Origin of the sequence: Aeromonas sp. Y293-4 (assembly GCF_027705905.1) — a bacterium.
Lineage (GTDB): Bacteria > Pseudomonadota > Gammaproteobacteria > Enterobacterales > Aeromonadaceae > Aeromonas > Aeromonas veronii.
Window position 1 is genome coordinate 86,082 of the sequence record NZ_JAPDCI010000001.1, and the last position, 16,616, is coordinate 102,697.

A 16,616-nucleotide genomic window follows, 5' to 3' on the forward strand; every position below is an offset into this window, starting at 1 on the left:
TCGGGTTGATGGTCAGGGTGAAGTAGTCCACCCCACCGGCGCTGCCGGTGATGACGTTGCCCACCTGATTGAGCACGATGGCGGCACCCTGCCCGTTGGCCGCAGCCGGATCGACCGCATACAGGCCGCTCGCCACATTGGTACCGGTCAGCGCCAGGCTGTAGCCTATGCTGCCCGCCCCGTCGGCCCCGAAGGCCGGGTTGAACTGGGCCTGCACAGTGGCCGCACTCAGGGTGGCACTGGCCACCCCGTCGCTGCCAACGCCCCCCAGGCTGGCCAGGCTTTCATCCACGGTCGCGCCCAGAGCCGGCGCTTTCTCTGCCAGCCCGGCACGCGGGCCATCATCATCGAAGCTGAATACCGACCGCTCGCCCGCAATCAAACTGACCGTGGCACTGTCGGTCACGCTATCGCCATCTCCGTCCACACGGGTCACGCTGTATTGCAGTCCCAGACTGTTCTGCCCACTGAGCAGCAGCGACAGTGATTCATCAAACAAACCGGTGTCGTCATGAGACAAGGCTTCAAACTGGGTGGTCTGCAGTTGGGATACCCCATCTACCACCACAATCTTGATGCTGAAGACCACATCTCCTTCACCATCAACCCCTTGCAGCTCGGTCGCGCTCACTGCATTGAGGGTAATCTCACCACCTTTGGTGGCCGACAGGTTGGTGGCAACCCCCGCTTCGCCAATTCCGACAAAGCTGAAACTGCCGGTGATGCTACCTGCACCATCAGCACCGTAGCTGCCACTGCTGGTAAACAGTGACAGCAAACCACCTTCAATCGCAGTTGTAGCCCGGGCCAGTGCACCCTCTACGTCATCACTGACATAGCCGTCATTCACATCACTTTCGCTGTAGGTATCCTCTTTGCCAACCGTCTCGTCCAGACTGGCCGACAATCCACCCAAATTAGCCTCTTCGGCCACCCCCACATCCTGGATAGGCACATCATCCTGAATAACGATGTCCAATGTTGCGCTGGCTGTATCACCGTCATCATCAGTCAAGGTCACCGTTAGGCTCTCACCCAATTGCAGGTCAGAAGCGGGTTGTTGATGAGCTTCATTATCAAGGAGGGTATAGCTGTAGGAGACACTGCCGTTACCGGTAACGGGATCGTAGGTTATTGCGGTGATTTGCAATCCATTGCCCAGCGGTGTCTCAATGGATACAGGCAGAGTAACCACAGTGCCATTGCTGATCAACTGGATCACCCCGATCGCCAGCGTTTGCACGCCATCGGGGGCGCTGAAGGTAAATACTCCACCTTGAGTCAACGCTGTCGCATTGGGGGTTGAACCATCCGCCAGATTGGCATCACTGACCAACACCTCTCCCCCTTCCAGAGTCAGCCCATCAAGGCCTACTGCCTCATCTACCGGAGTAATGGAGATAACGAGTGTTGAAGTCACTGTATCCTGGCCATCAGTTACCTGATAGTTCACCGGCGGAACTGCACCATCATAGTTAGGAGCCGGAGTAAAGGTATAGCTCCCATCCGGATTGATGATCAGCGTGCCCACTCCGGTAATGGTGGCAGCAACACCGGCAGGGACTCCGATATTGATACCCCAGTCATATGAAACGATGGAGGCATCAGCGGGTCCATCTGGATTGGTACTATTGTCGAGCAAATTCCCACTGACCTGAGTGTCTTCCAGGGTTACGGTGGTTTCGCCCAAATCATCAAGCTGATTTTCAAGAATCAAATCTTCGGCCTGATTCTCATTGATGACAGCGGCCGTATCGTAAGTGGTATCAAACCCTGCAGCCGCTATCGTGGCATCGCCAGTTCGATCAATTGTGACGAAACCACCATTACCACTGGCCCCCGCAACCCCACCAATACCGCCACCACCACCGGCCGCTGGAGCCCCACCAGCAGCAGAAGCCTCAAAGTTTTGAGTCGGGTCAACACCCTGCAGAATCGATTCTTGCAATGCGGCAATATCTGAAGGTGCGCCTTCCTGGCTGGCCGCCACTTGCGGTTGAGCAGGTTCAGCGGACTCGGAACCGGCCGGAACATCCGATGCTGGAGTATCGTCATAAGGGGAAAGAGCCAGCTTGGCGTCATCAGCTATGGCCAATTTTGCTCCGGGTTGGAGAATTTCCCCTTTTTGCAGAGGGCGGCTGCTTCCATCAGCCAGCACAATCTCCACATTGCCTTCTATAGCTGAGACAACCACGGACTTGTCGATGATTTGGGTACGCATATCCATTGCTCCAAGGTGACAGATCTTGATGTCTACACCGTAGAAGGAGATAGCGCACTGTTCCGTTGCAAAAAAGCGTACGTTCGAGAGGAATTCAACAAATGGACGGAAAAAAATCGAAGAGTTGGAATTTCTTAATACAAATCAGAACCCTAGACACAGCCCCATTCAAGGCTGACCTTGAGTTGGTTATAGAAAAATGGCGAAAAGAGAAGTGACTGGTATAAAAAAGGCCCCTATCGGGGCCATTTCCAGCATTTAGTTCAAGACAATGGGAAGGCAGGATGAACAAATCCCTGGTAACCATCGATATGCAACTTGGACAGCAGTTCCACTTGATGTTGATCCTCGACACGGGTCGCAATGGTGGTCACACCGGCATTGTGTGCGGCGCGACACACTGCAGCCAGGAATGAGGTGTCAGCCCCCGGCTCCATGACCTGACTGGTATAACCGTGATCGACCTTGACATAAGCCGGCGACAGCTCCTCCAGATAGCCCAGAGACTGGAAGTGACGACCATAGTGGTCAACCCCCCACTGGAAGCCATGAGCTTGCAAGGTGCCAACCAACGCAGCCACGTTGTCTTTATGTTTCATGATGGCAGCTTCAGGTATTTCAAATAACAACCGCTCTTTGAGCTCTGCATGCTCGGTCAGATAGCGCGTCAGCCAGGTTAAAAATTCATCCGAGCAGAGCGAGCCAGCAGTGATGTTGATCGCCAGTACCAGATCAGACTGTTTTTGCAGTAATGGAACGCAAGCATCAAGCACCGCTTGGTCAAACTCGCCACCCAATTTGAACTGTTCAATCGCGGGCAAGAACTGACCTGCAAAATAATCAGTGCCATCCCGAGAGATAGAAGCAAACAGCTCGGCATGCAACCTTGCTCCATTATCAAACCGGCAAGCTGGTTGGGCTTTGAAGCGCCAAAGTTGTCGTGAAATGGCATCTTGTACCAGATCTCGCCAGGCCAAACGCCCCATCAAACCTTGCTCGGCCCCCCCTTCCATCACCACAGCACCACGGCGTTCATTGCGCGCTTTGCCAAGCGCATTATCGGCTTTGGTCAACAAGGCAGAGAGATCATCATTACCATCACGACCGGCAATACCGATGACGGAGAGCGCATCCCCTTCGCCCATTGGATTCACCACCAGATCGGCAATGCGGCTATTAATCACTTCAGCCAGCTCTTTTAACTGAGTGAGATCGTCAGTTGGACAGAGCAGCGCATATTCCGTCGCGGAGATCCGTGCCAAGGCTGCGCCATCCCACCCTTTTAATTGCTCTTTCAAAGCCTGAGCTATCGATTTGACCATGTTGTCGCGGGCAGCAAAGCCTTCATCGCGATAGATATCATCCAGCATGTCGACCGCAACCAGCATGACGCCACCTTGGCCAGCCTCCGCGATCCATGCGTTTACCTGACCCACAAAATAGGCTCGGTTGCCAAGCCCCGACACGGCATCGACATAAACCCGCTCACGCAATTTCTCGGCCTCATCGGCTTGCTCTTTAAACTGCAACGCCAACTTGCTTGAGAGGGTGTTGATCGCCTGAACGACCTGCTTCAATTCATGGGTTTTAGGCTCCGGGATTGTATGACCGAAATGGTGCAGCTCAATCTCGACGGCTTGATCACAGATCTGTTTGAGTGGCTTGAGCAAGTAGTTGAGTGCTCTCATCAACAAAATTGTGGTGATCAAAAAGCCGACCAGAAACCAGCTCGCCAGCTCGCTCATCCCCCGCCACAACTCGTAATAAGCCTGGCCGGGGTGACCCACTACTTTTAATTTTCCAAGCTGCAACCAGCCAGATGTCAGAATTGATTCGTTGGATACCTCAGGAAAAAGTCCCAAATTTACAAACCACCGCGGTACCCCCTGAATATTGTTGGTATTTTCCTGCTCGATGACATCCTTTGATGCCAGCAGATCAAGGCGAACCAGTCGATAATAGCCACCATCAAAAATGGCCTGGATCACCGACTCGGCACCGACCTTGTCACCGTTTTCCAGATAGGGGGTGAGCGCAAGCCCCAGCGAGGTTGCCGTATTGATGACCGTTGTTTCCTGTTGCTGCGCCAGATAAGTGCGGGTTGAATTGAATTGCACCCAGTATGTGGCCGCAAATAACAATCCAAACAGCAGCAGCATGGTGGCTAATAACTGTCGATAGAGCGTCATAGGTTAATCATCCAAATTCACCACTGGCCGAGCCAATCGCCCCGAGGTCATGCGATTGCGTAAATCATTCCATAATCCCAAGCGGGATGATTGACCAGCCAGTTCCCCTTGGCCTCGTGCCTTCATCAACCACAAGTGACTACCGTTAAAACTGTAAATAGGCACCAGATCACGCCGCTGTGTGGCTGGGCGAATCGAGCCTATCAAATTATCCAAAATAACCGGAACGGAAGAGGGTGTCTCATAATATGCCACCACCATGTGAAACTGGTTGTAATCAAGAGCCTTAACGTACACCATCCGCATTTTATCATCCGGGATCCCAAGCTCGAGCAGCGTAGAGTATTTGGCGATACTGAAATCTTCACAGTCTCCCCCGGCGGCTCCCAAAAATTCTAGCGGGGTTGCCCAATAATCCTTTTTGCGCCACAACTTGATATCGTCAATAAAACGCATCCGATTGAAAAAATTATTTACCCGCTCAAGCTTTTTTTCTTCGCTCAGGGCCCTGCCCTTCGTCTCCATGACCAGCATACGCCAACTGGTTACACGCTTGCCGGCTCTGGCGCCATAGGTCTGCTCCGCCCGCTTGATCAAGTTGAGATCTTCCTGTGGCAGAGGCTGGCTGGCACAGAGCAGAAGTGAGAAGGGTAACAGCAGGATCCATAAGGAGTGGCGCAAAGCGCGTAGCGATCGGTATCTCCATTCATTGAGAAGATAACACCATCTGCTACCGGTACCACGCTGGAGTGTCACGTCATATTCCTGCTGCATTATTACTGCTGCACTCCTCAAAGCCCGTACAACAACCTGCGTTAGCCAAACATGGTGACTGCCAGCAGCAGTCACCATGTTGGCGTTCATGATCCCTGCGGGATCATGAACAAACGGTTATTGCCTGGCCTGCCATTCAGCGGGTTGTTTGACGCTAAATGCATTGAGCAGGCTGCCTGTCGCGTTGAGAATGCGATAGTCCGCCAGCAGTGCATCATACTCGGCAGTGATATAGCTGCGACGCGCCTCAAACAGTTCGTTCTCGGTGTTCAATACGTCCAGCAATGTCCGTTGACCCAACCCAAACTGCTTCTTGTACGCCTGTACGGTGTCATAGCTGGCGTCAACATGCTCTTTCAGGAAGGTCTTTTGCTTGGCCAGCGACTCTTTCGCGTTCCAGGCCAGACGAGTGCCTTCCTCTACTTGGCGGAACGCATTCAAATGAATGTCTTTCGCCTGAGAGTAGAGCGCCGATGTTGCATTGCTCTCTGCCACATCAGAACCGCCACGGAACAGGTTGTAACGCATGCGCACCATTGCGGTCAGATCATCGTTGCGCCCTTTGACCGCATCGATATCCTCATTCCAGTTCTGATCGACCTCGAATGTTACATTGGGGTAGAAACCGGATTTGGCACCTTCATGCTGATACTTGGCCGCTTCGATATCCTGCAAGGAGGAAAGCAGGGTCGGGTGGACTTCGGTCGCTGTTTTCAGCGCACTATCGAGGCTGGTCGGGATAAGCTCGGTATTGGGAACCGGCTGTACCAGATCTTTGGGAACCTCGTTCACGACACGAATAAATTCACTCTCTGCGTCGCGATAGTTGTTTTCAGCAGCGGCCTGATTTGAATAGGCCCGGGCAACACGACCTTCAATCTGGGTCTGATCCGCAGTAGAACCAAGCCCTGAATCAGTCCGCTTGCTGATGTCGCTGCGGATTTGTTCGTGGGTTTCCAGGTTCTGTTTGGAGAGTTCCAAAATCTCCTGCTGACGCAGCATATTGAGGTAGACCTCAGCTACTCGCAGCGCGGTATTTTCAGCTTCGGAGATCATCGCCAGACGCTGGGCATTGGCTTCAGCTTCGGTTCTGGAGACGTTGTTGCTGACATCAAAGCCATCAAACAACATTTGCCGCAGACTGAGTCCAGCCTCTTTGCGAGTCATGGAATCATCAATATTGCTGTTGGCGCTGGCAGCGCGGGTAGAAGGGCTGTCAGTTTTTTCATAGCCTACGCCGCCACGCAGATCGATCGTAGGATAATAGCCCCCCTTGGCTCCATCATGCTGATAGAGTCGTGCCTGATACAGATCAAACGCTTCCTTGATCTTGGGATGCGTAGCAAGTGTCTGTGCCACCGACTCTTCCAGAGTCTGGGCCTGACCCAAACTCGGGATCAGGATGCAGCCACTGACCAGCATGGCAACAATCGTTTTTTTCATGTTATCTCCAGTCATGTTTTGTTTTTAGATTGTTGGCTTATCGTTCTCTCAGTGCCGACTGCTTTGCCCGTAAAATCGGCTTAAGCAAATAGTCTAGGACACTTTTTTTACCAGTAATGATATCAGCACTGGCTAACATACCGGGGATGATGGGAAGTGCGTTAAGCTCATCGCCCAAGTAACTCTTCTCTGTTCGAACCCGAACCAGATAAAAGGAGTTCCCCTCCTCATCCTGGATCGAATCCGCACTTATCTGTTCAACCTTGCCATGCAATCCTCCATAGATTGTAAAGTCGTAGGCAGTAATTTTGACGATGGCATCCAGCCCCGGTCGCAGGAAGGCGATATCTTTCGGTGACACCTTGGCTTCTACCAGCAAGGTATCCTCCAACGGCACAATCTCCATCAAATCCATGCCGGGCTGAACCACGCCGCCCAGGGTGTTGATCTTGAGTTTCTTGATGGTGCCCTTGAGCGGAGCAATCACGCTGGTCCGGTCAACCCTGTCTCGCAAGCCAACCTGCCCTTCTGATAACTGGCCAAGCCGCCCCTGTTTCTCATTCAGTTCAGTCTGGGAGTCTGCTCTGAACTTCAGCGCAATATCATTACGCTTGGAGATGGTCTCACGCAGTACCGAATTGAGTTTTGGGATCAGCAGACGGTTGCTCTCCAGCTCCCCCTGCATCTCGTTGACCTGCCGCTCCAGCTTGATTAGCTCCACTTGAGGCACTATACCTTCTTTCGCCAACGGACGGCTAATATTCAGTTCCTGTCTGGCCAAATCCACACTGCGATTCACGGTGCGGATCTTGGCATTCAGTTCAATCAGCTCCTGCTCTTTCTGTTCGATTTGCTGACCAAGAATATAGAGCTGGTTTTTCAGGTTATTGAGGCGATCCCGCTGTACAGACCGCTCACGGTGTGCGTATTCGGCAAAGACGGTTTCATAACCATCGGGAAACTGGATTGGCGCTTCACCTACCACGACCTGTTCACGCCACCCCAGTGCCGGGTCGTTTTTCACCTCGACGCTGGCCATCTCGGCGCGCAGACGGGCCACATCCCCCTTGAGGGTGACTACCTCTTGCTCCCGTTCTCTAAAGTCGGAGCGGAAACGGGTGTCATCAATGCGCAGCAGCGGCTGCCCCTTTTCGACGATATCCCCCTCTTTGACGAAGATCTCTTTGACGATCCCCCCTTCCAGGTTCTGGATCACCTGCAGCTGACGGGACGGAATAACCTTGCCCTGACCCACGGTGACTTCATCCAGTTCGGCCCAGGCCGCCCAGACGATGGCACTCATGAAAAAGAGGAAACAGCACCATAGCAGGATACGAGCACCCGTCGGCGTGGTCAGCAGTACAGCTGCCGCGCCGTCATCGACAAACTCCAGATGCTCGGGTGCTGGCAATACCTCGCCGGAAGGCGTCTTTTTGCTGCGCTTGAACCAGTCCATGAGCCCCTTAACCATGGGACACCTCCTGCACGCGCACCTTGCCTTCCTTCAACTGCTGCAACACCACCTCTTTGGGGCCATCAGCAACGATCTGCCCCTGCTCGATGACGATCACTCGCGATGCCACATCCAGCATCGAGGTTTTGTGAGTGATGAGGATCAATGTGGTTTCCGGGCCCAGTCTGGCGAGCTCCTGTTTGACCTGCATCTCGGACTGGTTGTCCATGTTGGAGGTCGGCTCATCCATCACCAGAATGGGGGGATCATTGAGCAGGGCGCGTGCCAGCAGGATCGACTGACGCTGGCCACCGGAGAGCTGACGCCCCCCCTCACCTATCTGCCGATCTAGCCCGTTGGGATCCCGGTTGGTAAAGTTGGTGACACCCGCCCGCTTGGCTGCGCGCAAGACTCTCACATCATCCACCAGCGGATTACCCAGCATGATGTTGTCCCGCACCGATCCGAAAAAGAGAATGACATCTTGGGGAACACAGCCGATATTGCGACGGATCACCGCAGGTGGCAGTTGATCGAGTTCAAAGCCATCGATACGTACCGAGCCATCGGTCGGTCGATACAGTCCCATCAACAACTTCTCGAGGGTCGTTTTACCCGCCCCAATCCGGCCGATAATCGCCACCTTTTCGCCCGGCTGAATGCGCAAATTGATATTGTGCAGGGTGCTGGTTTCCATTCCCGGATATTTGAAGGAGACATTTTCGAATTCAATTCGACCGGCAATCACCGGATGATGGATATATTGCTTGCCTTCCTCCTGCTCACCCGGGGTTTGCATGATTTTTTCCAGAATATCCAGTGCAGATTTGGCCTGGTTATAACGGGTCGACAACACGGAGAGTTGCACCATAGGCGCAATGGCGCGGCTCGAGAGCATCACGGCAGCAATCATGCCCCCCATGGTAACCAAACCTTCGGAGATCTGGTAAACACCGACGATCACCAGACCGACCGTCACCACCTGCTGGATATAACTGGCCAACGAGGACATGGAGTTGGTAATGCGGCGGGTCTGTACACCCCAGGTGGAAATATGGGAGACAGCCTGTTCCCAGCGATGCTGGAACATGCTCTCGGCGCCGAAAATCTTGACTGTTTCCAGCCCGGAAATACTTTCAATCAGGTTGGCGTTCTTCTGGGACGCAAGGCGTGACCCCTCTTCGATGGACTGCTTGAGGGGCTCTTGAATATAGAAGCTGTAGGCGATGAGGATCAGCATGGCGACGATGGGAACCACCACCATAACGCCTGCAAACATCCAGATAATAAAAAGGAAGAAGACAGCAAAAGGGAGATCGATAAGAGTAGAAACCGTTGCGGAGGTGAAAAACTCCCGCACCGATTCAAATTCCTGCAGATGTTTGGCGAACGCGCCAGTGGAAGCGGGACGAGACTCCATCCTCATGCCCATCACCTTGGCGAAAATCTTGGCGGACAGCAGCACATCAGACTTTTTACCGGCAATGTCGATAAAGTAACTACGCAACTGCCGCATCACAAAATCGAAGGTAAAGACCACCATGGCCCCGACCGCCAGCACCCAGAGCGAATCAAACGCCAGATTGGGCACAATCTTGTCATAAACGTTCATGGTAAAGAGCGGACTGGCGATGGCAAACAGGTTGATAAGAATGGAGGCGATCAGCACATCGCGATAGATACCGCGGGATTCGAACAAGGTGCTCCAGAACCAGTGTCCATCACGGGTTTCCAGCACCTTGGGAGAGCGCTCGTCAAACTTGAACTGCTTCTTTACATAGAAGAGGCGCCCCAGATACTCATCACCCAATTGGGCTGCGGTCAGCCATTGCGCGGCATCACCAGCCTGCGGGAAAATCACTTTCCCCTGGCTGCGATCTTCGTTCCACTCCAGCAAAATGCAGGCGCCACCACTGCGCATCTGCAATACGCAAGGCAGCAGCAAGGGAGAGATATCAGCCAGTGGCTGGATCACTTCACGGGCGGATAACCCGCCCCGCTCGGCAGCACGGCAAAAGAGTGCGGTAGTCAGGCGTCCGGAGACCAGTGGCAACCCGGTCGTCAGGGCATCCTGACTGTTGGGCACACCATAAAAACGGGTCAAGAAGACCAGACACTCCAATAACTCATCAATACGACTTGTTTCTGCTTGCATAGCATCCTGTCACTGCATAAATGAGGTAGATAAGAGCGTTCATCGCTCATATTTCCCTGCTATAGCCACGCTAAAACCGAGTGGCCTTCCCGCTGATGAGACTGATCAGGGGATAAACCTGTCCAGATAGATCGCGACACTCATCGCCAATTTCCCGGCACAGCAGCAATGGCGGCATGATTCGTTATTGGTAAAAATAATCGGCTCATCAACACCATGCTAACACTGCAATCAGGGTGAATGTCGGAGTTAATTGATAATGACATTTATTATGGCGCACCACTATATCAACCGGCACGTACCAAAACTATAGTTTAGGGTATGAAGTTTTTTATATAACCCTATGTTTTACGTGAAAATAATAATCTGGCGCTCAATTATAGGTCAGGAAGTATGAAGGGTCTGCCCAACGCGTGACCTTGCGGGCCGTTCAATGAGAGTGCTTTGGCAATGTCCGCCATGGCCGTCCAGCGGTTTTCACACCAGGCTGGCGCCAACAGAGTCGGACGGCGCGCGGAGGCCGAAATCCGGTGATACACCACCTCGGGCGGCGTGTGCTGGATCATGGCAACGGCCGCCTCCACATACTGCTCCAGCGTCAATACCTCAAGGCGCCCCGCCTGCCATGCCTTGCCAAGAGTGCTACCCTCAACCACATGAAGCGGATGCAACTTGATCCCCTCAACACCGGTCTCAACGATGCGATGCAGGGTATCGAGGCTGTCCATCGGCACCTCCCCCGGCAGGCCGACGATCAGATGAGCACATACCTTGATGCCGCGCTGATGGGCACGTCTTACCGCATCCTCATAGGCGGCATAACCGTGGCCGCGGTTGATCCGTTGCAGGGTCTTGTCGTTGGCACTTTGCAGCCCGAGCTCCAGCCACACCTCGTAACCCCGGGCCTGATAGCCCGCCAACAGATCCAGCACCGCATCCGGCACGCAATCGGGGCGAGTGCCCACACAGAGCCCCACCATATCGCTCACTGACAGCGCCTCTTCATACATCCGCTGCAGATATTCGACCTCGGCATAGGTGCTGGTATAGGCCTGAAAATAGGCAAGATAGCGCTTGGCACGGGTGACTTCGTCCCGGCGAGCCAACAGTTGTTGCACCACGGAGAGTTGCTGAGCCGACTCGTCAGCAAAAGAGGATACGTTGCAGAAGGTGCAGCCACCACGGCCCAGGGTGCCGTCACGGTTCGGGCAGGTGAAGGCCCCGTGGATGGAGAGTTTGTGGATCTTCTGACCATGACGCTGCTTGAGGTCCTGACCGAATGTATTGACGAGTTCGTGTAACTGCATGACACCTCCGCTAAAGGAGCGCCATTGTACGAGCTTGCGCAAAACAGGGGCTGAGCTGGATCAAGCTAGCGGAGAGGGTAAAACATATAAATACCCGATCAATTTTGAATAAATATAGAGAAAAAGCGCAAAAAAAGGATTTTTACAGTTCTTTGACGGTTCAAACAGTAAACATCCATATGAAAATGAGACCTGATAACCCACTGTTGAACAATGAAAAATTCAAAGAGACCCGACAGCACACAATTGCAAGCATGGGATATTGAAAATGTGATCCCTTCCGCTGTCGGCCACATCGGGTTGGTAAAATTACTACATTCGCCCATCGTCGCCGAGCGCACCATTGAGCCCGTCAATGGCGATATATTTAACCAACAAAATCAAACCACACAGAATAAACACTCCATAACTGCGAGCTAATCCCCCTAACCCGACATTTTGTTATGCGAATGTAACCATGAAGACAAACCTGACCTGCGATTGACCTCGCCAGAAAATCCCATTAGTTTGGAGATTCGCCACGTCAGGCAGACGGAACCACAAGAGCCAATCGCAATTTATGCAGTCAGGTGATGACTGTGCGATACAAGGCCGAGCAAGGGAGAAATGCAATGTCACTATATGATCCAAAGCTGGAGAGGGATAACTGTGGCTTCGGCCTGTTGGCCCACATGGAAGGGGAAGCCAGCCACAAGCTTGTCCGTCTCGCGATGTCAGCATTGGCTCGCATGCAGCACCGCGGCGGGATCTCCGCCGATGGCAAGACCGGCGATGGTTGCGGTCTGCTGCTGCAAAAACCGGACAGCTTCTTCAGAGCTGTCGCCGAGGAGAAGGGATGGCACCTTGGCCGCAACTATGCGGTCGGCATGCTGTTTCTCAACCCTGACCCCGTATTGGCCCAGCAGACCCGCGACATCATCGATGAAGAGCTGGAAAAAGAGACCCTGAGTCTGGTCGGCTGGCGCAAGGTGCCCGTCGATACCAACGTACTGGGTACCATCGCCAAAGCCTCCCTGCCCAGCATTGAACAGGTCTTTGTCAACGCCCCGCCCGGCTGGGTCGACAAGGATCTCGAGCGCCGCCTCTATATCGTGCGCCGCCGCATCGAGAAGCGCGTCAACGACGACTACTTCTATGTGGTCAGCCTCTCCAATCTGGTCACCGTCTATAAAGGACTGTGCATGCCGGTGGACTTGCCGCGCTTCTATCTGGATCTCGCCGACATCCGTATGCAGGCGGCCATCTGCGTCTTCCACCAGCGTTTCTCCACCAACACCAGCCCGCGCTGGCCGCTGGCCCAGCCGTTCCGCTATCTGGCCCACAACGGCGAGATCAACACCATCGCCGGCAACCGCCAGTGGGCCAAGGCGCGCAGCTACAAGTTTGCGACGCCGCTCATTCCCGATTTGCAGGAAGCGGCCCCCTTCGTCAACACCACCGGCTCTGACTCCTCCAGCCTCGACAACATGCTGGATCTCTTCCTCGCCGGTGGTATGGACCTGTTCCGCGCCATGCGCCTGTTGATCCCGCCAGCATGGCAAAAGCACCCGAACATGGATGACGACCTGCGCGCCTTCTACGACTTCAACTCCATGCACATGGAGCCGTGGGACGGCCCGGCCGGTATCGTCATGACCGACGGTCGCTACGCCACCTGCGCACTTGATCGCAACGGTCTGCGTCCGGCCCGCTACGTCATCACCAAAGACAAGTTCATCACCCTCGCCTCAGAAGTCGGTACCTGGGACTACACCCCGGACGAAGTGCTGGAGAAGGGCCGGGTCGGCCCGGGCGAGCTGTTCGTGGTGGATACCAGCAACGGCAAGGTGTGGACCAGCTTCGAGATCGATGACGATCTCAAAAACCGCCACACCTACAAGCAGTGGATGGATAAACATTGCCGCAGACTGGTCCCCTTCGAGCAGATGGACGACAGCCAGACCGGTAGCCGCGAGTTCTCCGACGACCAGCTGAAAACCTATCAGAAGCTGTTTGGCTACTCCTTCGAAGAGCTGGATCAGATCATCCGGGTACTGGGTGAGAACGGTCAGGAAGCGGTCGGCTCCATGGGGGATGACACCCCGATGGCGGTGCTCTCCTCCGGTCCGCGCACCCTTTATGACTACTTCCGCCAGATGTTTGCCCAGGTGACCAACCCGCCCATCGATCCGCTGCGGGAAAACCACGTCATGTCGCTGGCCACCTGTATCGGTCGCGAGCAGAACGTCTTCAACGAGACCTTCGGCCACGCCCACCGGGTGCTGTTCCAGTCGCCGATCCTGCTCTACTCCGACTTCCACCAGCTGCTGGCACTGGAAGGTGAGTACTACCGTCATCAGGTGATCAGCCTCAACTTCAAGCCCGAAGAGGGGCTGGAAGCGGCCATCGTGCGCATCTGCGACGAAGCCAAAACTGCTGCCAAGAGTGGCACCGTGCTGCTGGTGCTGTCGGATCGCGATATCAGCACCGACACCCTGCCGATCCCGGCCGCCATGGCGGTGGGTGCAGTGCAGCGCACCCTGGTGGACAACAACCTGCGCTGCGACGCCAACATTCTGGTGGAGACTGCAAGCTGCCGTGACCCGCACCACTTCTCTGTGCTGCTGGGCTTTGGCGCGACCGCCATCTACCCCTATCTCGCCTACGAAACCCTGGCCAAACAGGTTGAAGAGGGCGTGCTCGCCATGTCCCTGCGCCAGGCCATGGTCAACTACCGCAACGGCATCAACAAGGGGCTCTACAAGGTGATGTCCAAGATGGGCATCAGCACGGTCGCCAGCTATCGCTGCTCCCAACTGTTCGAAGCCGTGGGTCTTGCCAAAGCCGTGGTCGATACCTGCTTCCGCGGCGTATCGAGCCGTATTCAGGGTGCCGATTTTGCCGACATCCAGCAGGATCAGCACAATCTGGCCCGTCAGGCCTGGCTGGTGCGCAAGCCCCTCCCCCATGGCGGCCTGCTCAAGTTCGTCCACGGCGGCGAGTACCACACCTACAACCCGGACGTGGTACAGACCCTGCAAACCGCGGTGCGCTCCGGCAACTATGCCGATTACAAAGAGTACGCCCGTCTGGTGAACGAGCGCCCGGTTGCAACCCTGCGCGATCTGCTTGCCCTGAAGAAGGTCGACAATCCGGTCGCACTGGATCAGGTTGAGCCGGCCGACAAGTTGTTCCCCCGCTTCGACTCCGCCGCCATGTCCATCGGTGCCCTCGGCCCTGAGGCCCACGAGGCACTGGCTGTCGCCATGAACCGCCTCGGCGGTCAGAGCAACTCCGGCGAAGGTGGCGAAGATCCCAAGCGTTTCGGTACCGAGAAGAACTCCCGCATCAAGCAGGTGGCTTCCGGCCGCTTTGGCGTCACCCCCCACTACCTGATGAACGCCGATGTGGTGCAAATCAAGGTGGCTCAGGGTGCCAAGCCCGGCGAAGGTGGCCAGCTGCCCGGTGACAAGGTGACGGCCCAGATCGCCCAGCTGCGTTATTCCGTGCCCGGCGTGACCCTGATTTCACCGCCGCCGCACCACGACATCTACTCCATCGAGGATCTGGCCCAGCTCATCTTCGACATCAAGCAGATCAACCCAAGCTGTCTGGTGTCGGTGAAACTGGTCTCCGAGCCCGGCGTGGGCACCATCGCCTGCGGCGTGGCCAAGGCCTATGCCGACTTCATCACCATCTCCGGTTATGACGGTGGCACTGGCGCCAGCCCCCTCACCTCGGTCAAATATGCCGGCTCCCCGTGGGAGCTGGGCCTGGCCGAGACCCAGCAGGCGCTGGTCGCCAACGGTCTGCGCCACAAGGTGCGGCTGCAGGTGGATGGCGGTCTCAAAACCGGCCTCGACATCATCAAGGCGGCCATCCTCGGCGCCGAGAGCTTCGGCTTTGGCACCGGCCCCATGGTGGCGCTCGGTTGCAAATACCTGCGTATTTGCCACCTGAACAACTGCGCCACAGGCGTTGCCACTCAGGATGAGAAGCTGCGGCGCGAGCACTTTACCGGCCTGCCGGAGATGGTGATGAACTACTTCAAGTTTATCGCCGAGGAGACCCGCGAGCTGATGGCCCAGCTCGGCGTCACCCAGCTGACCGACCTGATTGGCCGCACCGATCTGCTGGAAGCCCTGCCCGGCCTCACCGCTCGTCAGGCCAAGCTGGATCTCTCTGGCATTCTGGCCCGTCCGGTAGCACCAGCAGGCTCCAGCCTGTTCAGCCAGCAGCACAACCCCACCTTCGACAAGGGGCCGCTCAACCTCAAGATGGTGGAAGATCTGCTGGAAGCGGTGGAAACCTCAAGCGGCGGCGAGTTCCGCTACGACATTCGCAACACCGACCGCTCGGTGGGTGCGCGCCTCTCGGGCGAGATCGTCAAACGTCACGGCAATCAGGGGATGGCGGCGGATCCGGTCAAGGTGCACTTCAACGGTACCGCGGGTCAGAGCTTCGGCGTCTGGAACGCGGGTGGCCTTGAGATGATCCTCACCGGTGACGCCAACGACTACGTGGGCAAGGGGATGACCGGCGGCAAGCTGGTGATCAAGCCCCATGTCGGTGTGGCGTTCAAATCCCATGAAGCGGCCATCATCGGCAACACCTGCCTCTACGGCGCCACCGGCGGCAAACTCTACGCCGCGGGCACTGCCGGCGAGCGTTTCGCGGTGCGCAACTCAGGCGCCTTGGCGGTGGTCGAGGGAATTGGCGACAACGGTTGTGAATACATGACCGGCGGCATCGTCACCGTACTCGGTCAGACCGGCGTCAACTTCGCGGCGGGTATGACCGGTGGCTTTGCCTACGTGCTCGACGAATGCGGCAACTTCGCCAAGCGCACCAACCCCGAGCTGGTGGAACTGCTGGACGTGGCGGATCTCGCCATCCATCAGGAGCACCTGCGCGGCATCATCACGGCGCACCTCAATGAGACCGGCAGCTCGCGCGCCGAGGAGATCCTGGCCAACTTCGACTCCTATGTGCCCAAGTTCAGGCTGATCAAACCCAAGTCCAGCGACGTGAAATCGCTGCTGGGTCACACCAGCCGTTCCAGTGCAGAACTCAGAATCCAGGCGCAATAAGGAGG

General features: G+C 55.6%; 8 protein-coding genes. 1 reads left to right on the plus strand and 7 read right to left on the minus strand.

The features are described from left to right. The 7 genes from OKC31_RS00355 to OKC31_RS00385 form a co-directional block, all read right to left on the minus strand. A partial coding sequence (locus OKC31_RS00355; RefSeq protein ID WP_270655910.1) for a retention module-containing protein occupies positions 1 to 2,221 on the minus strand: 2,221 nt, incomplete at its 3' end. 263 nt (positions 2,222 to 2,484) lie between these two features. Beyond that, positions 2,485 to 4,410 (minus strand): EAL domain-containing protein, encoded by a 1,926-nt coding sequence (locus tag OKC31_RS00360; protein WP_270655911.1) that lies wholly within the window; start codon positions 4,408 to 4,410, stop codon positions 2,485 to 2,487. Between the two features lie 3 nt (positions 4,411 to 4,413). Next, positions 4,414 to 5,166 (minus strand): transglutaminase-like cysteine peptidase, encoded by a 753-nt coding sequence (locus OKC31_RS00365; protein ID WP_005350994.1) that lies wholly within the window; start codon positions 5,164 to 5,166, stop codon positions 4,414 to 4,416. Positions 5,167 to 5,301: 135 nt separating this feature from the next. Continuing rightward, the gene (locus tag OKC31_RS00370) at positions 5,302 to 6,627 is read right to left on the minus strand and encodes a TolC family outer membrane protein (protein ID WP_005359768.1); all 1,326 of its coding nucleotides are present in this window, start codon (positions 6,625 to 6,627) and stop codon (positions 5,302 to 5,304) included. Positions 6,628 to 6,664: 37 nt separating this feature from the next. Continuing rightward, entirely contained in the window at positions 6,665 to 8,098 is a 1,434-nt protein-coding gene (locus tag OKC31_RS00375) for an HlyD family type I secretion periplasmic adaptor subunit (RefSeq protein ID WP_005350982.1), read from the minus strand. Beyond that, positions 8,091 to 10,235: a type I secretion system permease/ATPase gene (locus OKC31_RS00380; protein WP_005350980.1), complete on the minus strand. Its 2,145-nt coding sequence runs from the start codon at positions 10,233 to 10,235 to the stop codon at positions 8,091 to 8,093. The genes OKC31_RS00375 and OKC31_RS00380 overlap by 8 nt, the downstream gene beginning before the upstream one ends. Before the next feature lie 377 nt (positions 10,236 to 10,612). Then, positions 10,613 to 11,542, minus strand: coding sequence for a TIGR01212 family radical SAM protein (locus tag OKC31_RS00385; protein ID WP_042083735.1), 930 nt, complete (start codon positions 11,540 to 11,542; stop codon positions 10,613 to 10,615). A 611-nt stretch (positions 11,543 to 12,153) separates the two neighbouring features. Here OKC31_RS00385 and gltB point away from each other — a divergent pair. After that, on the plus strand, positions 12,154 to 16,611 hold the full coding sequence (gltB, locus tag OKC31_RS00390) for a glutamate synthase large subunit (protein ID WP_270655912.1): 4,458 nt from the start codon (positions 12,154 to 12,156) through the stop codon (positions 16,609 to 16,611). Positions 16,612 to 16,616 lie beyond the last annotated feature (5 nt).